General features: G+C 42.9%; 24 protein-coding genes. 14 read left to right on the forward strand and 10 right to left on the reverse strand.

The window, feature by feature from the left end; translation table 11 throughout:
• The first annotated feature begins 4 nt into the window (after positions 1–4).
• The 6 genes from OCC_RS10525 (at position 5) to OCC_RS10550 (ending at position 7,651) form a co-directional block, all read left to right on the forward strand.
• Positions 5–1,753 carry a hydantoinase B/oxoprolinase family protein gene (locus OCC_RS10525; protein ID WP_004067950.1) on the forward strand — a complete coding sequence of 583 codons (1,749 nt, stop codon included), beginning with the start codon at positions 5–7 and terminating at the stop codon, positions 1,751–1,753.
• Complete coding sequence (locus tag OCC_RS10530) at positions 1,750–2,850, forward strand: M24 family metallopeptidase (protein ID WP_004067951.1); 1,101 nt, start codon at positions 1,750–1,752, stop codon at positions 2,848–2,850. Before OCC_RS10525 ends, OCC_RS10530 begins: the two co-directional genes overlap by 4 nt.
• Positions 2,851–3,046: 196 nt before the next feature.
• On the forward strand, positions 3,047–4,345 hold the full coding sequence (locus tag OCC_RS10535) for a cytosine permease (protein WP_004067952.1): 1,299 nt from the start codon (positions 3,047–3,049) through the stop codon (positions 4,343–4,345).
• A gap of 54 nt (positions 4,346–4,399) precedes the next feature.
• Positions 4,400–5,818, forward strand: a complete 1,419-nt coding sequence (locus tag OCC_RS10540; RefSeq protein WP_004067953.1) for a YfcC family protein — start codon at positions 4,400–4,402, stop codon at positions 5,816–5,818.
• A 46-nt stretch (positions 5,819–5,864) separates the two neighbouring features.
• Positions 5,865–7,103, forward strand: a complete 1,239-nt coding sequence (locus OCC_RS10545) for a M20 family metallopeptidase (protein WP_004067954.1) — start codon at positions 5,865–5,867, stop codon at positions 7,101–7,103.
• A 38-nt stretch (positions 7,104–7,141) separates the two neighbouring features.
• Positions 7,142–7,651: an Lrp/AsnC family transcriptional regulator gene (locus tag OCC_RS10550; protein ID WP_004067955.1), complete on the forward strand. Its 510-nt coding sequence runs from the start codon at positions 7,142–7,144 to the stop codon at positions 7,649–7,651.
• 73 nt (positions 7,652–7,724) lie between these two features.
• Here the strand turns inward: OCC_RS10550 and OCC_RS12650 are convergent, their stop codons facing one another.
• From OCC_RS12650 to OCC_RS10565, 4 genes are read right to left on the reverse strand one after another with little or no spacing between them, the layout of a single operon-like run.
• Positions 7,725–7,901: a zinc ribbon domain-containing protein gene (locus tag OCC_RS12650; RefSeq protein WP_004067956.1), complete on the reverse strand. Its 177-nt coding sequence runs from the start codon at positions 7,899–7,901 to the stop codon at positions 7,725–7,727.
• An 11-nt stretch (positions 7,902–7,912) separates the two neighbouring features.
• Positions 7,913–8,614 carry a TraB domain-containing protein gene (locus OCC_RS10555; RefSeq protein ID WP_004067957.1) on the reverse strand — a complete coding sequence of 234 codons (702 nt, stop codon included), beginning with the start codon at positions 8,612–8,614 and terminating at the stop codon, positions 7,913–7,915.
• Positions 8,592–9,512 carry a ribonuclease Z gene (locus tag OCC_RS10560; RefSeq protein ID WP_048874642.1) on the reverse strand — a complete coding sequence of 307 codons (921 nt, stop codon included), beginning with the start codon at positions 9,510–9,512 and terminating at the stop codon, positions 8,592–8,594. Before OCC_RS10560 ends, OCC_RS10555 begins: the two co-directional genes overlap by 23 nt.
• A gap of 35 nt (positions 9,513–9,547) precedes the next feature.
• Positions 9,548–10,795: a hypothetical protein gene (locus OCC_RS10565; protein ID WP_004067959.1), complete on the reverse strand. Its 1,248-nt coding sequence runs from the start codon at positions 10,793–10,795 to the stop codon at positions 9,548–9,550.
• Between the two features lie 568 nt (positions 10,796–11,363).
• On the opposite strand from OCC_RS10565, the gene OCC_RS10570 reads away from it, so the two are divergent.
• Together OCC_RS10570 and OCC_RS10575 are read left to right on the forward strand one after the other, a co-directional pair.
• The gene (locus OCC_RS10570) at positions 11,364–12,320 is read left to right on the forward strand and encodes a tetratricopeptide repeat protein (RefSeq protein ID WP_004066175.1); all 957 of its coding nucleotides are present in this window, start codon (positions 11,364–11,366) and stop codon (positions 12,318–12,320) included.
• A gap of 24 nt (positions 12,321–12,344) precedes the next feature.
• Positions 12,345–13,238 carry a GNAT family N-acetyltransferase gene (locus tag OCC_RS10575; protein WP_004066176.1) on the forward strand — a complete coding sequence of 298 codons (894 nt, stop codon included), beginning with the start codon at positions 12,345–12,347 and terminating at the stop codon, positions 13,236–13,238.
• Here OCC_RS10575 and mobA read toward each other — a convergent pair.
• The gene (mobA, locus tag OCC_RS10580; RefSeq protein WP_004066177.1) at positions 13,216–13,803 is read right to left on the reverse strand and encodes a molybdenum cofactor guanylyltransferase MobA; all 588 of its coding nucleotides are present in this window, start codon (positions 13,801–13,803) and stop codon (positions 13,216–13,218) included. The genes OCC_RS10575 and mobA overlap by 23 nt on opposite strands.
• Before the next feature lie 274 nt (positions 13,804–14,077).
• Here mobA and OCC_RS10585 point away from each other — a divergent pair, with 274 nt between their 5' ends.
• From OCC_RS10585 to OCC_RS10595, 3 genes are all read left to right on the forward strand, one after another.
• The gene (locus OCC_RS10585; RefSeq protein ID WP_004066178.1) at positions 14,078–15,373 is read left to right on the forward strand and encodes a hypothetical protein; all 1,296 of its coding nucleotides are present in this window, start codon (positions 14,078–14,080) and stop codon (positions 15,371–15,373) included.
• 57 nt (positions 15,374–15,430) lie between these two features.
• Positions 15,431–17,107, forward strand: a complete 1,677-nt coding sequence (locus OCC_RS10590; RefSeq protein WP_004066179.1) for a DUF4932 domain-containing protein — start codon at positions 15,431–15,433, stop codon at positions 17,105–17,107.
• A gap of 218 nt (positions 17,108–17,325) precedes the next feature.
• Positions 17,326–18,345, forward strand: coding sequence for an adenylosuccinate synthetase (locus OCC_RS10595; RefSeq protein ID WP_004066180.1), 1,020 nt, complete (start codon positions 17,326–17,328; stop codon positions 18,343–18,345).
• Here the strand turns inward: OCC_RS10595 and OCC_RS10600 are convergent.
• Entirely contained in the window at positions 18,342–19,133 is a 792-nt protein-coding gene (locus OCC_RS10600) for a hypothetical protein (RefSeq protein ID WP_004066181.1), read from the reverse strand. The two genes, OCC_RS10595 and OCC_RS10600, sit on opposite strands and share 4 nt — an antisense overlap.
• A 149-nt stretch (positions 19,134–19,282) precedes the next feature.
• Between OCC_RS10600 and OCC_RS10605 the strand changes: the two genes are divergently transcribed.
• Positions 19,283–19,537 (forward strand): hypothetical protein, encoded by a 255-nt coding sequence (locus OCC_RS10605; protein WP_148290452.1) that lies wholly within the window; start codon positions 19,283–19,285, stop codon positions 19,535–19,537.
• A 253-nt stretch (positions 19,538–19,790) separates the two neighbouring features.
• Here OCC_RS10605 and OCC_RS10610 read toward each other — a convergent pair whose 3' ends face one another.
• The 3 genes from OCC_RS10610 to OCC_RS10620 form a co-directional block, all read right to left on the reverse strand.
• Entirely contained in the window at positions 19,791–20,615 is an 825-nt protein-coding gene (locus OCC_RS10610) for an alpha/beta hydrolase (RefSeq protein WP_004066183.1), read from the reverse strand.
• Positions 20,616–20,650: 35 nt separating this feature from the next.
• Positions 20,651–21,037, reverse strand: coding sequence for a tRNA (N6-threonylcarbamoyladenosine(37)-N6)-methyltransferase TrmO (gene tsaA / locus OCC_RS10615; protein ID WP_004066184.1), 387 nt, complete (start codon positions 21,035–21,037; stop codon positions 20,651–20,653).
• 74 nt (positions 21,038–21,111) lie between these two features.
• Positions 21,112–22,377, reverse strand: coding sequence for an adenosylhomocysteinase (locus tag OCC_RS10620; RefSeq protein WP_004066185.1), 1,266 nt, complete (start codon positions 22,375–22,377; stop codon positions 21,112–21,114).
• 68 nt (positions 22,378–22,445) lie between these two features.
• Here OCC_RS10620 and OCC_RS10625 point away from each other — a divergent pair, with 68 nt between their 5' ends.
• Positions 22,446–23,309, forward strand: coding sequence for a DUF2268 domain-containing putative Zn-dependent protease (locus tag OCC_RS10625; RefSeq protein WP_004066186.1), 864 nt, complete (start codon positions 22,446–22,448; stop codon positions 23,307–23,309).
• The gene (locus OCC_RS10630) at positions 23,306–23,869 is read left to right on the forward strand and encodes a cyclase family protein (protein ID WP_004066187.1); all 564 of its coding nucleotides are present in this window, start codon (positions 23,306–23,308) and stop codon (positions 23,867–23,869) included. Before OCC_RS10625 ends, OCC_RS10630 begins: the two co-directional genes overlap by 4 nt.
• Positions 23,870–24,008: 139 nt before the next feature.
• Here the strand turns inward: OCC_RS10630 and gcvT are convergent, their stop codons facing one another.
• On the reverse strand, positions 24,009–25,202 hold the full coding sequence (gene gcvT / locus OCC_RS10635; protein WP_004066189.1) for a glycine cleavage system aminomethyltransferase GcvT: 1,194 nt from the start codon (positions 25,200–25,202) through the stop codon (positions 24,009–24,011).
• Positions 25,203–25,269 lie beyond the last annotated feature (67 nt).

Consider the following 25,269-nt stretch of genomic DNA (forward strand, 5'->3'; position numbering starts at 1 on the left):
AAGGATGAGTATCGATCCTTTTACTTTAGAAATAATAAAAAATGGACTAATCGTTGCTAATGAAGAAATGTTTTGGGCATTTGCTAGAACGGCAAAAAGTCCGGTAATTTATGAGGTTTATGACTTTGCTGTTGGAATGACTGATGCGGAAGGAAACCTTGTGGCCCAAGCTCCTGGAGTTCCAGCATTCTCTGGAGTACTTGACTTCGCAGCTAGGGAAGTGCTTGAGAAATGGGGGGATGAGATCTATCCAGGAGACGTTTTTGTAAGCAATGTACCCTACAAGTCAGGAACTCATTTGAACGACGTTACTTTGATAATGCCTATGTTCTACAAAGACGAACTTTTGGGTTTAATACTTAACAAAGGACATTGGACTGAAGTAGGAGGAATGGCTTTTGGAAGCTGGAATCCAAATGCAACAGAGATATATCAGGAGGGATTGCAGCTCCCATGTGTAAAACTGTATGAAGAAGGAAAGCCTAACAAGAGCGTGATAGACATAATTCTCGAGAATTCTAGACTACCAGATTATACCTATGGTGACATGGAGGCACAAGCAGCTTCTATGAGAGTTGCTGCAAAGAGAGTCGAAGCTCTTATCAATAAATATGGATTTGAAAACGTAAAGCTCGCTATGAAAAAAATATTAGAAGATGGTGAAAGATACGCAAAATTGAAATTACAAGAACTTCCTAAGGGAAAATTTGAAGCCGAGGACTACATTGATGCAGCGATTGCTGGTACTGACGAGCCCGTATACGTTAGAGCAAAAGTCACAATTACAAATGAAAAAGTTGTTGTCGATTTCACCGGAAGTTCCGAGCAAGTCATGAGTCCAATAAACTCCCCATTCCCCGCAACAGTATCTGGAGTAAGGGAGGTTTATATGGCTGTTACAGACCCCCATGCATATCCAACTGGAGGATTCTTTAAGCCTTTAGAAGTAATAGCTCCCGAAGGTACTATCTTCCATCCAACTAAGCCAGCGCCCACCTCCACTGACTGGGAAGCAATCGCTTTTGCTACTGATTTAGTTTGGAAGGCTCTTGCTCCTCATGTTCCAGATAAATTAACAGCTGGACACTTCCTTTCAATTATAGCCACGATTGTTGGAGGAGTAAATGACAGAACAGGAGAGCCATTTGCGATAGTAGAACCTCAGCCAGGAGGATGGGGTGCAGGATATGATATGGATGGAACAAGCTGTTTGGTAGCCTGTGGAGATGGAGAAACATATATTGCCTCTACAGAAGTATACGAGAGAAACTTCCCGATCCTCGTAGAGAGGTATATGCTTAATACCGAAGACGGCGTTGGTCATGGAAAGTTCAGAGGAGGTTTTGGAGTTATTAGAGAGTACAGGATTTTAAACAGTCAAGCCTTAGTTACCATTCAGGTTGGCAGACATGACTTTCCTCCATGGGGTGTTGATGGAGGACTCCCGGGACCAGGTAATAAAGTGATAATCTACAAAGATGGAAAAGCCCAAGAAGTTCGTAGGATTTCTGCAGAAGTATTCAAGAAAGGTGATTTAGTAAGTATTAGGACATCAGGTGGAGGTGGATGGGGAGATCCACTTGAAAGAGATCCAAAATTAGTCCTCGAAGACTACAAAGACGAGTTAATAACCTTAGATACTGCAAAAGAAGTTTATGGTGTTGTTATAAACCCTGAAAAATTAGAGATTGACTGGCAAGCAACAGAACAGCTAAGAAGGAAGCTACGTGAGGAAAGGGGGCAAAAAACATGAACTACAAACGACGAATATATAATTTTCAATCTCATGTAAAAAAGAGGGGGTTTGAGGGGGCTCTCATAGTCCCCGGCTCTAATTTTTATTATTTGACTGGCTTGAACCCTCTTGGAACCTTGGAGAGGCTTTTTGTGCTTATTGTTCCCTCACAAGACTCTCCAACAGTAATCGCTCCACAGATATATGAAGAAGAGCTCTCAGAGTTCGATGGTGAAGTAATCCTCTGGAGTGACAGTGAAAATCCCTACAAAATATTTGCCACTAAGGTTAGAGAGACATTCAAAGAAAGCGAAAAATTATTGATAGATGATACAATGCCAGTTGGCACATTTTTAAAAGTGCAGAAAGTACTCGATAAGTATTCTCTATATTCACTAAGCCCAGTAATATCAGAACTAAGAGAAATAAAAGATGAAGATGAGATTAAAGTACTTAAAAAAGCAGCAAAAATAGCTGATAAAATGTTTTACAAGCTCATGGATGAAGAGCTAGAAGGAAAGTCCGAAAAAGAATTGGCAAATATGATAGAGTACATGATGAAAAATGAGTTTGACGCTGATGGTGTTTCCTTTGATCCAATTGTCGCATCTGGACCAAATGGAGCAAATCCACATCACACTCCCTCAACCAGAAAAATTAGAAAGGGGGACGTAGTAATATTTGACTATGGAGCAAAGTATCTTGGATACTGTTCTGACATAACAAGAACTGTAGTTGTAGGATCTCCATCGGAAGAAGTTAAAAAAGTCTACGAAATTGTCAAAGAATCTCAAGAAACTGCTTTTCAACAAGTTAAGGAAGGAATAACCGCAGGAGATATAGATTCAGCTGCAAGGAATGTTATAGCAAAATATGGGTATGACAAATATTTTATTCACAGAACAGGACATGGATTAGGAATAGATGTTCACGAAGAGCCTTATATTTCCCCAGGAAATACGAAACTTCTCAAAGAAGGGATGGTATTTACAATTGAGCCTGGCATTTACCTGCATGGAAAATTTGGCATCAGAATTGAAGATGATGTTGTTGTGCTTAATAAAAAAGGTGTTAGACTTACTGAAGCTGAAAGAGAGTTAATAATTGTAGATTAACAAGGGAGGAATAGTACATGACGTTGAGAGATATAAAGGAGAAATTAAAATCCTTATTTTCAGTTGAGAAGGTTGAAAAAATCCTCAGGATATGAAAGACAACTATTGCTTAGTTTGTAGGCATAAACTCGTTAAAATAAATCAAAAGAGGGCGGAGTAATGCGCATCTGTCTTTTAGAATTTGGAGGTGACAAAAATGGGAGAGGAGTTTAGTTATGACATACCTACAAAGCCTATACCCCTTGAACAGCGGCAGTCTTGGCTAAGTCCTGCAATAGTATATGCGGGGTGTGAGTTTACACTCTCAGTTGTGATGGTCGGAGCAGGACTAGTAGGGGCATTTAGAGTCCAGCAAGTAGCTTTGCTATTGGCAATAGCTTTGTTAATAACTTGGGTAGGGAATGCAATTAACTCCTATATTGGTTCAAAGACAGGTCTCCCAGCTGGCGTTATTGCAAGACAGAGCTTTGGTGCTCTCCAGTCAAGAATTTTAATTTCGCTGATCCTAATAATCTTAGGACTAGGATGGTGGGCTATACAAACCGCTATAGCAGCTAATGCCTTTTGTGCAGGATTTGGAATTGACTACACAACAGAAAAACTTCAATGGGCGTTGATGGTAATAGCATTAGGAATTGTCTTTATGCTTCCTGCAGTACTAGGATATACGTCTATAAAAATAGTAGATTACCTAGGAGTCCCAGTAGGCATGCTAATTTTTGGCTTGGGAATATATCTCGCCATTAAGTCCTACGGAGTTGAGGGTATACTTAACTGGATACCAAAAGAAACTATGCCAATAAGTACAGCCTTGTCCACAATAATTGGAGTAAATGTCTGTCAGTGGGTTATGATCTCAGACTATGCAAGGGTTGCAAAACCTGGTTGGAAGAATGCAATCTTAGTACCATCTCTCGTGATTCTAGTTGGATTTATCTTAATGCTAACCGGAGCAATAATGGCAGTAGGGGTTGGTTCATGGGACATTGTTCAAGTCATGATTATACTGGGGTATCCATTCTGGGCATATTTCCTAACTTTTCTTGCGCAATGGACTACACAGTTAGTAAATGTCTATAGTCCTGCATTGGCTATAGGAAATATGGTTAATGTCACAGAACGTAAACAACAACAAATTCTCACAGTGTTCGTAGGTGTTTTAGGAATAGTTCTTGCATTAGCAGGCATTCTTGAGAGATACATGAATTGGTTGCTCTTCATGTCATTGCTCTTCCCGCCAATTGCAGCAATTATGACGACTGACTTCTTTATACTGAGAAAAGAAACGTGGGAAGAAAAACAAGGATGGAACATAATCGCTACTATAGCATTAATCTGTGGTCTGATATTTGGCTATTATAACCAAAAAATGGCATTAGGGATACCTCCAGTACAATCATATATTTTCACAGCAATAATTTACTACCTGCTTATGCGCATTAAGGCGAGTATTGCTCCAGATCAGTTTACCCCAAAACACTGGATCAGTCACTGACATATGGTTTTCTTCATTATTTTTTAAGTTACTTTGTTGTAAGGTGGTGGAAAGATGGGGTGCAAAGGGCAAAATAATTGTGGCTCCAGCAAAAAGAAAAGGTGGGTTCCAGATGCATATGTGATAATATTCGTAGTAATAGTTCTGGCAACAATAGCTACATGGGTTGTCCCAGCAGGAGAATTCGAGCGCACGCAAGTAAATGGGAGAACAGTTATTGTCCCTGATACGTTTCACTATGTGGAAGGCAACCCTATTGGGCCGTGGGAGATGTTTCTCTCAATAGTCAAGGGACTTCAAGAAGCTGCCCCCATAATATTCTTTGTATTCATAATTGGGGGTTTAATTGGCGTTACTGAGGCTACTGGTGCACTGCAGGCAGGGCTTTCTGCGGCGGCATTAAAGATGAGGGGTAAAGAGAAGCTGTTTATACCAGCATTGATGATCCTTTTTGGACTAGGCGGGTCAGTCTTCGGAATGGCAGAAGAGACACTAGCCTTTGTGCCTTTGATGATTGGGCTTGCAGTTGCTATGGGATACGACAGGGTTGTGGGAATCTCGATATCATTCCTTGGTGCCGCGGCAGGCTTTGCAGGGGCTTTCATGAATCCATTCACCATAGGTGTTGCCCAAACAATAGCAGAACTTCCGCTATTCTCGGGTATGCAGTTCAGGATTATAGTGTGGCTCGTGTTTATGGCAATCACGATCCACCACGTGATGTCTTACGCTTCAAAAGTCAAGAAAAACCCAGAAGCAAGTATCGTTGCAGATGTTCCCTATGAAGAATTTGAAACGACTCAAAAATTGGAGGAAGTTACTCTAACCTCCTCTCAAAAGCTAGCTCTGCTGGGGTTCCTAGGAACCTTTGCAGTTTTAGTAGTGGGTGTTCTAAAGTATGGATGGTACATAGATGAACTTTCGGCATTATTCCTTGTGGGTGCAATAGTCGTAGGAATTTTAGCAAGAATGGAGCCCAACCAAATAGTCAGATACTTCATAAAAGGAGCTTCTTCACTTACGTATGGGGCTTTGATTATAGGGTTTGGTAGGGCAATAGCAGTAGTGCTGAGAGACGGAAGGATTCTTGACACCATAGTATATGCATTGTCCCAGCCACTCGCAGGCCTTCCAGCTGGATTAATAGGTGTAGGAATGTTTTTTGTGCAGACCTTAATTAACTTCCTTATCTGCTCAGGGAGCGGGCAAGCAGTGGCTACGATGCCTATAATGGTTCCGTTGGCCGATGTAGTGGGAGTCACAAGACAAGTTGCAGTACTTGCATTCCAGTTTGGTGATGGAATAACCAACATTATATACCCAACATGCGGAGTTGTCATGGCGACAATTTCAATGGCAAAGATTCCATACGATAGGTGGCTGAAATACGCAGTACCCCTTGTAATCAAGCTCTCAATAGCAGCAATAATCTTGGTCTATATTGCAGTAATGATAAATCTAGGTCCCTTCTGAGTTCTGTTTTTATTTTTGTACTTATGAAGTATAAGGGGGCAGGGCTGTGATTAGTGAAACTGAAAAGAAAGTTTTCGAAAAAATCGAACAAGAAAAAGATAAGATAGTACAGATACTTAAAGAGCTCGTGAAAATACCAACCCAAAACCCACCTGGAGAAAATTACGAAGAGTTTGTTATGAAAGCCAAGGATTACTTAGAGGAAAGAGGTATAAGGACAAATATTGTAAAGGTGCCAAACAGCTTTGCGAAGGAGTTCATAGAGAATCCCGAGGAGTATCCAAGGTATATCCTTCTCGCTGAACTGAAAAAAGGAAGTCCAACAATACACTTTAACGGACATTATGACGTAGTACCCGCGGGTGAGGGCTGGCAGTTTAATCCATTCTCCGGAAAGATCGTAGACGGCAAATTATATGGCAGGGGAGCAAGCGATATGAAAGGTGGTATTGCAAGTATTATCAGCACATTGAGGATTCTCAGCGAATTTGAAGACAGCTTGAATATTGGAATAAACGCATCGCTAGTTCCAGATGAAGAAACGACGTCTCTTGGGACTAAATATCTCTTGAAGGAAAACCTTGTTACGGCGGATTATGCAATAATTACCGAACCAACATTGCTGAAAAGCATAGACATCGGATGTAAAGGGGGTTTATGGCTACAGGTGAAAGTTAAAGGCAAAGCAGCCCATGCATCTAGGCCTTGGCTCGGAGAAAATGCATTCGAGAAGGGAATACTGCTTGCTAACTCCATACTAAAGGAACTAAAGCCAGTGATTACTTCGAGGGTATCTGAATATGATTTCCATGATCCTAAATCAAGGAGAGCAACAATGGAGCTAGGGGGTTATGTAAAGGGAGGCAGCAAAACAAATGTTATTCCTGAGGAATTCTGCTTTTCAATAGACAGAAGAGTTCTACCAGACGAAAATATAAACGAAGCTTACGATGAGCTGGTTAATTTCATAGAGCAAAAGAGCAAGGAATTGGGCATTTCTTACGAAATTGTTGTTGAGGATATCGAGCCGCCATATGTGTTAAAGAACGGAGGAAGATTTTTGGACTTGCTCTCTGCGACCGCTGAAAGAATTACTGGCGTGAAACCTCAAGCAGGAGTCAAAACCGGCTTTACTGAAATGGCACTCTTTGGAGCTAGAGGGATAAAGGCAATTACATTCGGTCCAGGAAATGAAAACCTTGCGCATGTCGTTAACGAACATATTGAAATCAAAGAGGTCATTGACTCAGTGAGAATATTTGTGACGTTTCTTTTATCTCTTTAGCGAAATTCTTTTAAAATACTACTGAGACATTTAATATTATGTATGAAGATGAAAGCGTTGTTTTAAGACGTATTTTAAAAGACAAACTTGATGGCCTCGACATTAAGATATACCAGTTATTGAGAGAAAATGGCAGAATGAGTGATACTAAAATAGCCGAGAAGTTGGGTGTATCTGTTACAACAATCAGAAGACGCAGGATGAGGTTACAAGAGGAGGGTATTCTGCAGATAATAGCGTTGATATTACTTAGAGCTGCCGATGTTGCATATGCCGATGTGTTAGTTAAATTTAAAAAACATGCCAAAATGGAAAATATCAGAGAATTTCTTAGTAAAGCAGTTATGAACCCGAGGATATACGAAGTTACGGAATATATCGGAGGAGAATGTGATGTCTTACTTAGATTTTTTGAAGCTAATCCGGAGACGCTTAAATACCACATAGACAAGTTTCTTAGAGAAGAAGATATTGTAGAGAAATATACAATTTATCTTGCAATCGGAAGTCCAAAAGCGTGGTATCGCCAGTTTAAATTGAGGTTTTAGTGATACTGAGATTTTCAATTTTAAAAGCCAAAATTTAGAAAATAGATAGATTAAAATAAAAATATCTCATGGGTTAATCAAAGTCCCATATCGTTCTTCCTTTGTAGAACATCATAACATAACCACAGTTTTCGCAGATGACTATCTTCACCTTATGCGCTGTAAAGCCCCACTTGCTGTCCAGCTTTCCTTCTTCAACTTTAAAGCTTGTTCCTCCGCATAGAGGGCATTTTAAGTGTTGTCTTTCCATGATATCACCCACTATAATCTTGTTGTTATTGTATAAAAGTTCTTCTCTTCTCTGTAAGAATTCAAAAGCTTTTCTATGCCTTTTTTGTGCCCAAGACCTACCACCGCTACTACTTTTGGCTTTTTGACTCCTCTCCTCTTGAGCTCATCAACAATTGCTTTTAGGTTCCTTGCCATTATCTCATTTCTTTCTTCCACGAGAATCCTAAAAAGGTAGGGATAGCGGAGCTTAAATCTGTGCATCATCACCTTATAACTCTCCATTATATCCTCTTGACTTTCTGCTTCTGGAGCAATTGGAAGAAAAACCAAGGAGCTCTCAAGTAAGAGGAGTATCTTTTCCCTCAAAGGTGCTCTGAGAAGCTTTCCCATGATACTTTGGATGTCTTCATCGATTAAATACAGCGGAACTCCGAGAAGAGATGCTGTCTGGATTGCTTCCATCATTTCTCCTCCGGGCTTCATGCCAAATTCTTCTCCAATCTTTTCCTCAACCTTCATAAGGATGTATCCCAAGAGGGCTTTCTTTCCGAGCTTTACTGCTTCCTTAAACGTGATCCTCTCCGAGGATTGGAGGGAGTAAAATCTCTGCCTGTCAAGTTCGATAGCAATTGCATCGGGCTTTTCTTCTAATATAACTTTTCTGACTTCTCTTCTGCTCTTTGGGGAAACGTGCATTGTCCCTATGACCTTAACGTAGCGAAGATAGCTCATGCTCTTCACCAATCCTAAGCACATCGAAGTCTTTGGGTATTATAAATCTATGCCTGCAAAGTTTTTCCGCCCCCTGCTTATACTCTTCGTACGTATATCTGGGGGCTCTGTGGAAGAGAACTAGAAGTTTAGCTTTTGCTTTTTTTGCAACTTCGCAGGCCTCTGGAACTGTCGAATGATAGCTCTCCCCCCTATCCTCTTCACTAAGATAAGTTGCTTCGTGAATTAAAACATCCGCCTTTTCAGAAAAGAGCTTCACCCTCTCGCAGGGCTCGGTATCGCCGGTATAAACGACTTTCGCACCTCTCTTGGGACTTCCAGTCACATCTTCGAGGTGGATAACCTTGCCATCAATCTCAATCTTTCCTTTGGTTTCAAGCTCTTTCATCCAGGGACCGGGCTTTAGGCCGAGTTCTCTAATTTTATCAAGATCAAAGCTTCCCCTTTTGTCTTTCTCCTTGAAAACATAGCCTAAAGCAGGGACGCCGTGCTCCACCTTGAAGCTCCATATTTCATAGTCTCCAAACTTCAGCCTTGCCTCTCCGAGCTCGTGGACATGTATATCAAAGCTTGGCCTGAAAAATCCACTTTTTAGGTAGTTTTGAATGAACTCGAAGGTGTACTTCGGACCGTAAACGTGGAGGGGCTTTTCCCTGTTCCAGAGGGTCATTGTTTGAATAAGGCTCATCAGACCAAGGTAGTGGTCACCGTGGAAGTGGGTTATGAAAATCTTCTCAATCTTCATGGGGCTCAGCTTGGCTATGTTCAGCTGTCTTAGAGTTCCCTCCCCAATATCCCAAAGAATAATCTCTCCATTGTATCTTAACGCTATAGAGGGCACGTTTCTTTCTTTGTTGGGCATTATGCCACCAGTGCCGAGGAAAATCACTTCAAGCATGATTTGTGATTGGCGAGATAGTTTAAAAGGTATTCTCATGACGCTTGCTTCCTTTTCTCACGTGTCCACAATGCTATGGCAAATACCAGTGCCAATGTTGAAATCCCAAGGGCAATATCCGTTTTTCTTTCATTAGGTGGCACTACATAGTAGTCCGGGTTTCTGTGCAAAGATGCATCAAGACTTATCAGGGAGAGATTATTTCCAAAATACCAGAATCTAATTGGGGAATTTACCATTTCGCTGAAGACAACTTCATCAACCTTAATCTGCAGGAGCCGCCTTCCGTCGGGGATTCTAATCAAAGATACCTTTAAGTTGTGTATTTTCTTCATTGGGAGCAGAGAGCAATGCTTCTTTTTGCCATAATATAGGGTGTAGAGCTCAGCACAGACTTCGTTGCGTTTTATTGATATTCTGGATATTTTTTCGTTGCCGAAGTCAAAGACCAAGACATCTCCTTCGCCTTTTGCTTCAAACCATGTCTCGATACCTCCTCTGTCCCACAGCATAGCTCCGAAGGGGTAATCAAGATCTGTGTGGTTTTGTTTGTCTTTAATCAAGAGGTCTCCGTTAATTTGCTCCCTCTCCCGAGCATAATAAGCGGTTGCACTTACTCCAGTTCCGGGTGGGAGGTTTAAGGCTAGTGTTACCTCTCCACGTATATCTTCACCAGGTATCCATGTCCACCCATCCTTTACTGGTACTGTGAAGTTTCTTGTTCCATTTTCCCATTCTACTATTCCCGAAACCTCCTTTCCCTTATAATTGTAGAGCTTTACATCAATTCCTAAAAGCCTCCCTGAGGCATTGAATCTTAGCTTTGAGGAAGAGTTCTCGGATACAGTGCCATTCCATTGCAACTCAATCGCTTTCCCAACCTTAACGCTGATGTCTCTAAGCTTGTTGAGGTCTAGTCCAGCAATAACCCTATATTCTACAGGTTTTACCTCACAGGAGAAGTTTGGAGAGAGATAAACGATAAACTCATCGTAAAGCTCTAGAGGGACTGTTATGTAAAGAGTTCCTTTAAGCCATTTGATTTTTGCGGTTCCCTCTTTTACGACCTCTCCATATTGGTAAACCTTATAGCTCGCCGAGACGTTGCAGCTTTCATTGGACAAAAAGATGAAATCAACCCATTCGGCTCTATAGCTGGGTGAAACTTCTGCGTGAAGAGGGTTTGTGAACTCTCCTTCAATAACTTTCAAGCGTTCAAGTCCTTCAACCTGAGCAGGATAAAAGAGCAGAAAGATAAAAAGCAAGCTTAGGATTTTCTTCATTTTCAATCCCTCGCTGGAGAGTTGAGTTCTACATCGGTGTATAGAGCTTCAACCCTCATAAGCCTTTTTATGTTTTGTTCTGACCTCCACCCCGCCTTGAAAAGCGAGGCTTCCAACGAGTTAACCCCTCGCCAATAGCAGGAAGGTTTACGGGCCCATCACCTACTCCCGCTGCCGGTTTCGGCTCGGCCCGAGGACACGTCTTGCCCCCGTTACCCCTATCGCAAAGCGGATTGGGGTTATGGTTTGAGAGGCGAACCTCCAGTTTTCGACTGCTCTAAAGGGCAGTTTCTCAAGGACGCCTTACGGCGTCCACTCCCCCTTAGCTTGAAGGGGACACTTAAACCCCTTGTCTCATCGGGTTCTAAGTTTGGCCTCTTCGAGATCTTATTACTTTGCAAAGTTTAAAAAAGTTTCGGTTCTTTAAAGGTTGGTCTTCAATTACTGCATCCCCTCTAAAGGGCAAAGCTTTCAGAGAAAAGTAAAGATGCTACAAGCTGAGGAATTGGGACAACTTATGCGTAAGGTTAAAAGGTTTTATTGCCTAATTTTCTTGAGGTGCAGTAAAATGGAAGAGATACTTAAGGCAATTCAGGAGAAAGACTGTAAAAAGCTGGCAAGTTTGCTATATTACAAGGCCGATGAGCTTAGTGAAGAGGAGCTGCGAGAGGTTCTTGAGAAAGCTGAAAAGCTCGCCTTAGAATGTAGAGATTATGAGCTGTACAAGCTTGTGGTTTATTATTTCCTAGAGTTTCTGGATGTTGACAAGGTTGAGGAGTTTGAGAAGCTCGCTGAAGAAGAGGATACCTTTGAGGTTAAATATCATCTTGCCGATTTATATTACCTTCTGGGTGAATTAGAAAAGGCGCTTGACCTATACAGAGGACTGCTTGAAGAAGAGACTGAAAAGGGCAACTTGGAGAACATCGCAAAAGTATACCACAACATGGGGCTCATTCATGAGGAGCTTTTAGAGTACGAAAAAGCATTGGAGCTCATGGACAAGGCAGAAAAAGCCCTGGAGGAGCTTGGAAAAGAGGAGGATGTTAAGCAGATAAGGATTTACAAAGCTTACATAACCTTTGAGATGGGGGAGATAGCAAAAGCAAAGGCCGAGCTTGCTGAGCTTCTCTCACAAAACCTAGACGAGAGGTTGAAATCTCAGATACACCTTGTCTTTGAGGAGATATTTGAGGATGAAGACAACTATGAGGCAGCCCTGCATGAATGCCTCTATGCAATGCTCTATGGAAGGGACAGCGAGTACTTTGACGTTGCGTTTGATGCTCTAATAGATGTAGTGTGGCAGATGATGCTGGAGGACAGGTTTGAGGAGATTTACAACAACATAGACATGTTTGCTAGAGCATTCCCAGAAATGAAGGAGTTCTTTGAAGGAGTAAAGGCTGTCGCCCTGTACAAGGATGGCAAAATCGGAAGGGAGGAGGTTAGTGACTACATTACGAAGATAAAGGACAGGAGGCTTTTGGATCTTCTTGAGTTCTTGAGCGAGGCGGAGCTTTAATTTTCTCTTTTTTTGGTGGTTTTTATGAAAGTTAGGATTGCAACGCTTGATGACTGCAGAGGTATAGTTGATGTTCACTGCTCCGGAGTTGAGAGGTGGATAAAGAAAAGCGAAGGTAAAGAAGCGAGTTACGAAGAACTCAGCATAGAGGAGCGTTATCTCCACGGCGGCCCTTGGATGAGCATCGAAACCTGTGCAATCCACATGAACAACCTCCTTTTAGAGGAGCAGTTTCCCATAGTTGCGGAAGAAAATGGCAATATAATAGGGAACGGGGAAGTCTTAATCAGTGAAGAGCTCATAGGGAGCAAAATTAGAAAAATCGCCCATATAGATGTGCTTGAGGTGCATAAAAGCTTCAGAGGCAAAGGTGTGGGCAGAGCTATTGTTGGATTTATCGAAGAGTTAGCCCGTGAGAAAGACTGTGAACTGGTTACAGTAATCCCGGAAAAATCGGCAATCGGCTTCTATGAAAAGCTCGGCATAAGGGATGTCCTTTACAGTGCAAGCTTTGTGGAGTTTGACCTTAAGTCTTTTCCCAGCATTGGGGTAGAGCCTGAGGTGTTTGAATTCTCGTGGGAGGACGTTAAAGGCTTGGAAATGGTCGCGGGAAAGTTCCAAAGCTCTTACCACCACTGGTTCGTGGCATTCAAAGATAAAATAGCAGGGATAGATGATAGGGTTTATTTCGAGAGCGGAAGGCTGGGAAGGTCTTATTATGTTCTCGAGGAGGTCTATTATGATAGCTCTGTTGTTACGGGCTACTTGTGGGGCAAAGGAGAGGATTTTCCCCTTTTGCTTGCTAGAGCAAAGGAGCTTGGCTTCAAAAAGCTCCGCACGATAATTGGAAAAGAAGTTGTGGAAGGATTCAAGCCCAAAGTGCTTGACAGCGTTATTATACTCTCGAAGAGCCTCTAATCTTCCTTAAATCGCTTTTGGTGTTTACGTTAAAGAAGCTCTCGCGCCATTCTTTGGGAAGGGGCTCTATTTCTATGTAGCATGAGTTAGAGAGCCTTATTGCTTCGTTAAGCATATATCTGCCTTTGGTTATCTGCTCCTCCAGTATTTTCAGGAAGTTTTTTGAATATGCAGCGTGGAGGGGCTCTAGGTAGCCATTTTCCCATTTTGGGACGCAGGCAAGAGGCCTAAGCTCATAGAACCTCTTTATGATGTAGTCAACGAATTTAGGCTTTATGGATGGCATATCTCCTGCTATTACAAAAACGTCGCCCAGTTTCCTTAGAGCGGTGTAAACACCTCCAGCTGGGCCGATTTCAAGTTCGTCAACGATAACCTTGAAGCCAAGCTCTTCAAAGACTTCTTTTTTCTCTCTTGAAGTTACTATCACAGCTTCATCTATCCCTTCCGCTTTAAGAACGCTCTCTATGGCGTGGAGTATCAGAGGCTTCCCACTAACTTTGTAGAGTAGCTTCTCTTCCCCAAAACGCTTTGCTTTTCCTCCGGCGAGCACAGCGGCAATCATCTTGGGTTCCCTATATGGTAGAGGTGTGTTGGGTTATAACCTTTGTTTCCGAGAAAATCCCCTTCAGAGGTAGGACTTTCAAAAGAAAGGTTGGAATCACATTTATTTTTCTCTATGCGATGGTAAATTTTATATCGCTAGAGTGCTCAATAATTGATTAGTGGAGACCTTCCTATGATGAAGGCAAAAGTGGAGATAGAGGCATCGTTGGGGTGTTTTGCCCTTGCTGAATCTCCCTCCCAGTACTTTGCTAAAGAATAAGGGGGATGTGATCATGGAGCGCCTATCGATTTTGATTTTTCTCCTATTGTTCTTTCTTTCAAATGTTTCAGCTTCATCCTGTTGGATAGGGAACTATGGAGAAAGCTTTGAAGATGTGCTTGCAACCTCTGACGGTAGAGTTTTTGCAGTAGGGAGCAGTGTTTTAAGTGTTAATCTTCGAGGAGAACCCTTGTGGGCAATAACGACAGCACGCAGGGATATTAAAATTCATAGGATCGCTTTCACGAGTGAAAAAGATTTAGTAGTGGCTGGAAAGGGGTTTATTGCAAAGTTTAGCCAGACGGGGGATCTCTTATGGATGAAAAAACTAAATGTAACTGATGTTTCTGTGGCTCCCACTGGGGAGATAATCTTTGTTTTTGGGAATGTTGTTGCAGCATTAACTCCCGAAGGCCAAATTAAATGGGTCAAAAAAGCTATGAAACAAAATCAGAGTTCCTTGGAGTTTTCTGGAGTAACTGCAAGTGAAGACAAGATTTTTGTTGTTGGGTATACTTTTGCTCCAGGGGAGGATTATAACGCATGGATTGGTACTTTTGATTTTGAAGGAAACGTCCTTTGGCAGAGAGCTATTGATCTCGGATGCGATGAATTTGCGGATAAAGTTGAGGTGAGCAATGCCTCTGCAGTGGTTGCAGGAGTTTCTGGCTCCCAGCACGCTCCGTGGATTGGAGAATACTTCGTGATAAAGCTGGATAGAGAAGGCCACCTTATCTGGACGCATGAGTTTCTTCCGCTGAATCTTCCTGAAAAGATAAGTGAGAGCATATTTTGGTCGATAAAAATCAATGATGTTGATTGCAACTTAAATGGGCAGTGTCTTATTGGCGGGAATTTTGTAACTCTCCTCCTTGATGAAAGCGGAGGGCTTTCATGGGCGAAAGACTTTTCGAGTAATGGTGTTGCGTTAACTGATTCTTTGGCTATATCCGCAAAGAATGTGATCCTCGCATTTCCAGTCAATGGCTCAGAGAGTATTGGAAGAGATGTGCAAGTTGTTTTCTCTGAGATATCCCCAAAACTTATCCCATCAAAATTTGAGTTCCAAAATGCTTCTCTTGCCCTTGAAAATGCTTCCATCAATTTTGTTCCATTAATAGCCCACGGAGAATTCTTGTACTACAATCAAAATTGCTCACAGCTACAGTCCTCTTTGAACACTAAGGAGAGCTTTGTACTGTCTTCGGCAACCCCTGAACAAACAACTACAAGTAGAGAAATTTGTGGTCCTGGTTTTATGCTGTTGATACCCTTAATTTTCCTTGTCAAAAGGTTATTCAAGGATTAGCAACTTATGAGAGCAAATCTTTTTTAACTTTTCATGACAAAAACAAATGGTGGTGGCATGAAAAAGGCTTCACTAATTTTATGCCTTCTCGTTCTTATCGCTGCCACTCCAACGGCCGCAGAAAAGCCAAAGGTTATTATAGAGGTGAACCCGAACCTTGAGCTTTTCGCTGTTGTATATATTCTCGCTTTTAATGGAAATGATCCCTTTATAATCGCCCCTCAAAGCTATATCAACGATGTTTTGGATTATTTTGCTCCCTATAAAAATCATCCAGCCCTTTATTCGGTTAGAGAAGCTATTCCACAGGATTTGCCTTACTATAGAAGGGACTACTCGATAAATGAATTCGCAGCTTCTCTAGTTTCAAAACCCTATCTCGGCAACATGAGCGAGAATGATTTCACTTTGAGCGAGTTCTACAGGTCTCTGATAAGTTTTGCCAAGGAAAGTAACTTCATGGAATTCTACAAAAAACATGAGAGAGAATATGAAGAAGCTTTAAAACCAGCAAGGGAAGCTCTCACGCAGGACATCTTCCAAAAGTTTGAAGAACTCTTTGGAAAGCAGTACAAAACCTTTCATATAGCTCTTTCGTATTCTTTAAGAGTCCATCCCGGGAGCAAGGCTGTTGGAGACACTGCTTATTACTTTGGTTATGTGGGTTTTATGCCCGAGCAATATGCTGAAATCTTTTACCTCTATATCGCCACTCATGAGTATTCCCATTCATTTGTTAATCCCCTTATTTCAGAATATCTCACTGAGTTTTCAGAGTTGGATTATTACCTCCTTCAGGTGAGGAGTGAGTTGGCCTATACAACCTACGATCCACACTTTGATACAAACTACCTGTACATCTCCGAGAACCTTGTTGAAGCGCTTACAAACTACATTCTAATGTCTCTTAAGCCTAACGTTGTTCATGATCTTCCCAGATACTTCATTTTGAGGGATCATGCGCTTGGATTCTATTTGGTTGATGATTTGGTAAGGGAATTTAGAAATTTTGAGAACTCTAAAGACTCGAATGAAACCTTTGAGGATTACATTCCGATATTAATCGAGCACATGAAAAGCTGGGCAACTCCGGAGAATGTTAGTGAATATTTCAAAAAACGAGTGCCTTTGAGTGGCCTATGGCTTTTTGATAGAGGTTATGAAGAGGGAAAAATTATAATCGTTTACGGAGCAAAAAATCCAGACCCAACTGGAATAGAATACGATAAAGAAACCGCTTTCATGCTTAAGGAGCTTATTGAGAAGGACGACACATGGAAGCTCTATAATGGCAAGCCAAAAATTATAGTAAAAGCGGAAAACGAGCTTGGTGAAGAGGAGTTGAGGACGAATCTCATATTTGTTGGAGGGCCTACTGCCAACGGCTTGGTGAAGAACTTAACATTTCTCCCCATAAAATTCGTTTTTAATGGCATGTGGGTTTTAGCGAAAAATGCAACGGGCTTTGAGAGTTTTGCGGGATTTGATATTGAGAACGAAGTTTATAGAGAGCTTAGAAAAGTGAGCGGAACCTTCCAGGCTTACCCCTTAGGAGTTGTGGAAATTGTAAAGAACCCTTGGAACGAGAGGAACCTGATAGCTGTAATAGCTGGAGTGGATAGGTATTGTACAAGAAAATTGGCAAAGGATTTCACAGCTTATCCGCGGAGCTATGGCATTGAGAGCGGCAACTATACAGAAGTTGGGTTTTATGTTCAGGGTGATAGCATATGAGAAAGGTTGTCTTGATGCTTGCTCTTTTAATTTTAGCCGCTTCGGTATTTGTGTGACGCAAGAACAGTAAGGGAAGTAATGAAGGAGGAAGTTATTTTCATAACGTGAGGAGGGAACTCGCCGCAACCAAAATTTGGCATTTTTGTGTCAATTTTTATCTCATCGCTTAATCGAAACTGTTTTAAAGGTGTCATTCTCTTAACTATGGGTAAGGAGCCATGCCAAGCTACATTGTTGTTGGTGGTCAATGGGGAGATGAAGGGAAAGGGTCGATAATCGCTTATCTTGCTATGCACGATAAACCAGAGGTCATAGCAAGGGGAGGAGTAGGAACAAACGCAGGGCACAGCGTTTTTATAAACGGAAAGAAGTATGCAGTAAGACAGCTTCCCACGGGTTTTATGAACGAAGATGCAAGGCTTTTGGTTGGGGCTGGGGTTTTGGTGGATCTAGAGGTTTTCTTCCATGAACTTGAGCACCTGAAAGATTTCAATGTTAAAAATAGAGTGGGCATCGATTATCGCTGTACTGTAATAGAGCCAAAGCATAAGGAACTTGACAGGACAAACGGCTATCTCCATGGAAAGATAGGAACTACCGGCTCTGGCTGTGGTCCAGCGAATGCGGATAGGGCATTAAGGAAGGCTAGGCAGGTAAAGGACATCAAGGAACTTGAGCCCTACCTAACAGACGTTGCGGCTGAAGTTAACGATGCCCTCGACGATGGAAAGCTCGTTTTGGTTGAGGGAACGCAGGGGTTTGGCTTAAGCCTCTATTTCGGCACTTATCCCTACGTTACGTCAAAAGACACCTCCGCATCGGCTATAGCAAGCGACGTTGGAATAGGCCCGACAAGGGTTGATGATGTTATAGTGGTCTTCAAGAGCTTTCCAACGAGAGTTGGGGCAGGGCCGTTCCCAACGGAGATGAGCGAAGAAGAGGCCGATAGACTGGGATTGGTCGAGTACGGCACAGTTACCGGAAGGAGAAGGAGAGTAGGGTGGTTTGACTTTGAATTCGCAAGGTATTCTGCAAAGATCAACGGTGCGACAATTTTGGCAGTGACTATGCTCGACAAGTACGATAAGGAAGCCTTTGGAGTGACTGATTTTGACAAGCTTCCAAAGAGGGCAAAAGACTTCATTGCAGAAATAGAGGAAAAAGTCGGGGTGCCAGTGGGCCTTATAAAGACCGGGCCAGAGTTGGAGCACATCATTGACTTAAGGGAAAACATTTAGCGTAGAAACTCTAGGATTTTGCTTTTGATCTCTTCTTTTTCAAGCTTTGCAATTTCTTCAAGAGGATACTCCCTTTCAAGCCAGCGAATAAATTTATAACCCAAATAGTAGCCCAGGAACTGCTTTCCAAAGAGTACATACCATGAGCCGAAGAATGGATTTAAGGGCTCTTTCTCTTTAATCCTCCTTAGAAACTCCCGCTTGAGGAGGGCTTCGTTCTCTTCACACCATTCGAACCATCCATCCTCCTCAAAGTGCCAAGGCCTTTCGATTATTAAATCCTCAATTCGCTGGGCGAAGCCCTCTGTATAAAGCCAGAATATTTGCTCGTCTTCAAGTTTCTCTATATCCTCTCCCCTTAAAAGCCAGTGAACTAAGTGACCGAACTCGTGGACGATTAATCCCTCGAGCTTGTCGTACCAATTAAGCTCGGCTATTGCTTCTAAGCCGAAGAGAATTGATGGCTTCTCCATAAATTCTGTTACCCAGCCGGCTCCGTTTTCGAGGCCGACGTAAATGACAATGTTGTAATCCTTGACCTCAAAGTACTCTCTAATCTTCCGTTCAACTTTGGGAAGGGAATTTAAGAGAGCTCTGTAAGCGAGTTTGAGCTCATCAACATTTCTCTTTAAAAGAAGCCCTAAAAATTCCTGCCAGTTCATTTTGTATCTTTCATAGTCCCATCTAATCTTCTCAAAAAGCTCTGGATACTGTTTGATGTACTCTATCCAACTACTTGTACTTCCGTCCCAATGTTTGAGGAAAGATGAAAATGTGTCGAGGAGCATCGAAGCCACCCGAGAGTGCATACCATATCGGACCTCAAAGCGAGCCTCTTACTGGATTCCTTTTACCTCGCTCTATAAAAGGATTGTGGTAAGTGCTGGCTTTCACGCTACAGGACAACTCTGAAAACCCTATCAACCCTCCTGCAGAGATGAATGCCGCAAACTTCACCAGCAGGCCGAAGGTGAGCTTCTTCCACGCTCTTTTTCCTCAGGCAGTCCTCCGCCACGAGTACTGGAATGGCTTTTTAGGAGCCGTAGACGAGGAGAACGTAGAGCCACAGAACGAAGGGGAAGTAGTAGCGAAAGCGAGATACAGGTCGGTCAGCGGATCGGGGTTGAGGAGTATTTTCTCCTCGGGAGGAAGTTTGAGGTTGTTGATTACGGCAAGTACTTCCACTAGGTAGGCGGAGAGCATACCAACGATCAGATACGCTTTAAAATTGCCTCCGTATTTCCGATAGAGGCCCCAAGCTCTCTCCCGGAAGCGGTGTATAAGGGCAAGAACTGTGAAGATTAGCCATGTCGTCCCGAGCCACGGGAGTGTGAGGAGGGGCTGTTTCGTAAATAGTTAAAATCGTAAAGTTTGTTGAGGTTTGTAGGGCGAAATTTTTAAATATTTTTATGGGGAGTTTTGTAGTTACGGCTGACCAGAACGGATTAGTCCCCCATAATAGAAGATGCTCTCTCTGCTGACGCCCATTCCAAGTCTCCCCTGGAATGCTCCACGAGCCACTCCACTATTGTCCTGTGGAATTCCTCGCTCCATTCGGGGTCTTCAAAAATCTCGTGGTAAGCTCCTTTGAATTCTTTCAGTGCTTTGTCCTCCACTTTAAGCTCCGCGAAGAGCTTTCTTGCTCCATCTGGAGGGGTTATTACATCCCCCGTGCCAACAAGCAAAAGTACAGGCACCATTATTTTATGGGCCTCTTTGTGTGCACGCTCCATGTTGTCAAAGATACTCATACCAAGCTTTGCCGAAATCCTGTCGTGGACTAGGGGATCTTCGACGTAGCGTTTAACTGCTTCGGGATTTCTAGAGAGGAGCTTCGGGTCAAGACCATTGGAAAGCGTCAGACTGGGAGTTATTTTTCCGAGAACTTTGGCGAGGGCGACCATGAAGCTTGGTGTTTTCGGGCTTTTTGCGAGGGCAGGAGAGGAAGCTATAACTCCTCTTATCCTATCAGGTCTTGTCTCGGCGTATCTTATCACGGTTAATCCGCCAAGGCTGTGACCGAAGAGGAAGGGCTTTTCGCCTAGTTCTTCAATTATGGAATCAATTATCTCCATTGCCTCCTCTATGCTCGCATGACCTCTTTTCCCGTCACTTCTTCCATGGCCAGGCCAGTCAAAGGTATAGACGGCGAAGCCCTCTTCAGTTAACGTTTTTATTAGCTTGCCATATCTTCCAATGTGCTCTCCAAGGCCGTGAACTAGGACTACCCACCCTTTTTCGGGGGTTCCGAACTTTGCCTTATATATCAAACCCAACACCCAAAAAGAGAGATAACAAAAGAAACTTAAATCCCTTTCGGACAGTCAAGCTCTTTCACGAAGGGCTTTATATCCACTATAGGAGTACCATCAAAGGCGTCTATCTCAGTGATAAAGATTCTTGTCCCCTTTATCCTAACAATCTTCACGGTGTAAATGGCAACTGGATTTGGTCTAACTGGCGAGCGAGTTGCAAAAACTCCTCTTAGCGGGTTTTTTGGATCTCCACGAGGATGGACTTTCAATGTTTTTCTCTTCTCCGGGGTGTCGCTCTTGTGGAACCATAAGATCAGCTTTATCCAATCACCTTCGTTAAGGCCTTCAAGAGCCTCAGCGAACTCTGGGTAGATTTCGAGGAAAGTCTCGCCGTCTTTATGAACTCGGCCGAGTGGGGTTAGTTTGAATTTTTCCATCTCCAAACCTCGGTTTCTTTTTAAGCAACAACTTCTATAGAGAAAATGGAAACCAGAGGCAACAAAATATAGGATTAAGTCCCATGCTCCCAGCTTTCCAAGTACTTCTTCTGTTCTTCGGTTAGCTCTTCAATCTCAATGCCCATTGCATTGAGCTTAATCCTTGCGACCATTTCGTCGATTTCTCTTGGAAGGACATAGACCTTAGGTTCAAGCTTTCCACGGTTGTTCTTGATGTACTCTGCTGCTTTCGCCTGCAAAGCAAAGCTCATGTCCATAATCTCTGCTGGATGTCCATCAGCAGCTGCTAGATTAACAAGTCTACCTTCTGCTAGGAGATATAACCTTCTTCCATCTTTGAGTTTGTACTCAGTAATGTTTGGCCTTGGATGGCTAATCTCTACTGCCAAGCTCTCTAAATCGGGCTTTGAGATTTCCACGTCAAAGTGACCGGCGTTTGCCATGATTGCCCCGTCCTTCATAAATTCAAAGTGCTCCCTGCGGATGCAGTTTATGTTTCCGGTTGAGGTGACAAAAATATCTCCAACTTTAGCAGCCTCACTCATCGGCATAACCAAAAACCCGTCCATTCTTGCCTCTAATGCCCTAATAGGGTCTACCTCGACCACTATAACCGTAGCTCCCAGTCCCCTTGCACGCATCGCAATTCCTCTTCCGCACCACCCGTAGCCGACAACCACGACGTTTTTACCTGCAACAAGGAGGTTTGTGCTCCTTATTATTCCGTCCCATGTTGATTGGCCCGTTCCATAGCGGTTATCAAAGAGGTATTTTGTATATGAATCATTAACTGCTATAATCGGGAATTTGAGCACTCCGTCCTTTTCCATTGCCCTCAGCCTTATCACACCAGTGGTCGTTTCTTCACTAGCCCCCCATATTTCGGGGATTAGCTCTTGTCTCTCCTTTAAGACCGTTGAAACCATGTCCGCTCCGTCGTCTATGATGATGTTTGGCCTTATGTCTAATGCTCTGTGCATGAACTCGTAGTACTCTTCCCTGCTTTCTCCTCTTATGGCGTAGACCTTTACCCCATTCTTTGCCAAAGCTGCAACAACATCGTCTTGTGTGCTCAATGGATTGCTTGCCGCTGCTGAGACCTCTGCTCCTGCGGCTTTTAAAGTCAAGAGCAAGAAGGCTGTTTTCATTTCAAGATGAAGGGTTGCAGCAATTCTAACTCCTTTAAAGGGTTTTTCCTTCTCAAATTCCCTTCTTATATGCTGGAGGACGGGCATAAACCTTGAAACCCAGTCTATCTTTTTCTCCCCTTCTGGTGCAAGTTTAATGTCCTTTACGCAATAATCTTTTGTGCAGTCCATACAATCACCTTTTGAGGATAAGGTTAAAGAGTTAAAAAGGTGATTATTGAGGCAACTGGTGGTTGCTTATGCGAATTGTACTTGGGGTGAGGGAGCTTAGGGAGTGCTTAACTGACTCTGAAGAAGATACTTGGGAGTGTTATTACTCAAAGTTCAAGCATGTGTTTGACCCGATATTTGAAAACATTTACAGAATCAAGCCGGAAGAAGCTAGAGAACTTCTAAAACACGTTGATTTTAGAATTTCGCTGGAAATAGCCGAGCGATTTTTAAAAGATGGTGGACTTGAGAAAGTTGAAAGTTTGCTTGAGAGAAGTGTTGAGCTCTGCCCTCCAAAGGAAGATTTTGATGTTTATCTTCTAGTTGGGCTGAACGGCATCGGGGGAACAGCAAAGAAGGCAAACAAGCCCTATATATTCTTGGGTCTCGAGATGTATGAAGCTCTGGGGAGGTTGAGTGGTACGAGCGCTTTGGAAGCTCTCGATTATCTGGTTCCTCATGAATATGCACATCTCGTTAGAAGTGAGCACTTAGGAGAGTGGAGTGTGGAAGGCTTAACTGTTGGAGAGCTTGCGGTTCACGAGGGTATTGCAACACTCTTTCCTCTGGTTTTAAAAGACGATTTAAGCTTGGAAGAGCTTAGGAAATCCATTGGATACAATGAAGTGCAGATAAACTATGCTCTGAAACATAAAGATGAGATAATAAACGAAATCTTAGCTCTATGGGATGTTGAGCTTGATGAGGAAATTTCAAAGAGATATTTCTTAACCAATTTTAAGGGAAACATTGGTGGAAGGCCTCACATCTTGGGTTATTTTGTGGGCTCTTGGATTGTTTTGAATCTGCTGAAAGCTGGGTTTGTCATTTGCGAACTGATAAAGATGCCAAGTGATGAAATCCTAACATTGTACTTGGAGGTGGTTAGATGATAGTTGATTTAACCCTTGAACTCAGCGAAGAGACTCCCATATATCCGGGCGACCCGAGGGTTGAGGTGAAAAGATGGGCTACTATCGAGAAGGACGGCTATTATATGAACGCCCTCTTTCTTGGGGAGCACAGCGGGACGCACGTTGACGCTCCGGCGCATTTCATTGCTTACGGAGAGACAATAGATCAAGTGCCGCTGGAGGAGTTCATTGGGAAGGGAGTAGTTGTTGACGTTTCTCACCTACAGGGAAACATAGAGCCCGGAGACATAAAAATGGTAGAAGAGATGGTCTTCTTCTACACTGGAGGAAAAGACATTTACCTTAGTGAAGAGGGAGCAAGATATCTGGTGGAAAAGGGCATTAAAGCCGTAGGAATCGACAATCCAACCATAGGGGGCTTTGAAGTGCATAAAATTCTGCTCTCCAATGAAATTCTCATTTTCGAGAATTTGGCTAACCTCGAAAAACTCATTGGAAAAGAGTTTACTTTCTTTGGAGTTCCCTTAAAAATCAAAAACGGTTCAGGAAGTCCCGTTAGAGCTTTTGCACTCCTTTAGAAAGTCAAACTTAGCCTATCTTGTTCCCTTTTTGTCCCTTCTTTTTATACACTTCTTGGTGGGAGAAGAAATAGCTCCAACAACCATAGTTGGCTTAATCCTCATAGTGGGAGGAATAATAATAGGAAAGAAATAGAAATCACTCTTCCCTAAATGCTCCATATTTCTTGGGGTCGTAGAAAGGTGGAGCAACGGTTAGCGCCTTCTTCTTTTGCCCTCTTATGTCGATCTCTATCTCTATTCCGGGCTTTGCATACTCTGGCTTAACGAATGCTATACCTATGCCGATCCCCAATAGAGGTGAGAGCGTTCCGCTTGTAACTTCTCCAATCCCCTTGCCGTCTGCGTATACCTTGTACCCTGCCCTTGGAATGCCCTTGTCCACCATCTTGAAGTGCACCATCTTGCTTGGAAGGCCTCTTTCCTTCTGCTTGAGCAGTGCCTCCTTACCTATGAACTCCTTGTCCCAGAAGATTGCAAACTCAAGGTTTGCCTGGAGAGGAGTTACCTCATCGATGTCAGTGCTCAAAAGCTGGAGCTCCTTTGTTTCGTTGCCATAGAGGGTATAACCTGCCTCAAGCCTTAGGGTATCCCTAGCACCAAGTCCAGCGGGCTTTATGCCGTACTTTTGTCCAGCCTTAAGTATCTTCTCCCATACGTATAGGGCTTTCTCTGGCTTTCCTCTCTTCTCCGGGTTTGGATGATATGGATTTGCATCCTCAAAGTAAACCTCAAAGCCGTTTTCTCCAGTGTAGCCACTTCTTGAGAGGAGCATCTTAATCCCATCGAGCTCGACTTCCTTAGCCTGGAACCACCAGAGCTGATTGATGTCAATTCCAAAGAGATCCATGGCAAGGTCTCTTGCTTTTGGCCCTTGAACCGAGAACATTGCCATATCATAGGTTTTGTTCTCTATCTCCAAATCGAGCTTTGTATACTGCTCAATTGCCCCTTTAATTGAGGTGAACCATGCGTAGAGCTTTTCAAAGGCATCGCTGTCGCAGATCATCATGTAAGTGTCGTTTCCCATGTTGAACACTAGGGTCTCATCTTTCACCGCTCCCCTTTCGTTGAGGACCAAGCTGTAGGTTCCGCTTATTGCAGGAGGTTTGGAAATGTCGTTTGTGGTCACGTATTGAAGGAACTTGAGCGCATCCTTCCCTCTAAAGAAGATTTCTCCCATATGGGAAACATCAAAAACTCCGACTCCATTCCTAACGGCAAGGTGTTCCTCTTTTATGCTCGAGTACCAGATGGGCATTTCCCAGCCTGCAAACTCTTCAACTTTCTTTGCATGCTCCTTGTGCCAGTCAAAAATGTGCACCCTCTTCATAGTATCACCATCCATGAAATATGCCTCTTCAAATATAATGTTTTCCTTCCTAAAGAGCTAAATACCC

Source organism: Thermococcus litoralis DSM 5473 (genome assembly GCF_000246985.2).
Taxonomy (GTDB): Archaea; Methanobacteriota_B; Thermococci; order Thermococcales; family Thermococcaceae; genus Thermococcus_A; species Thermococcus_A litoralis.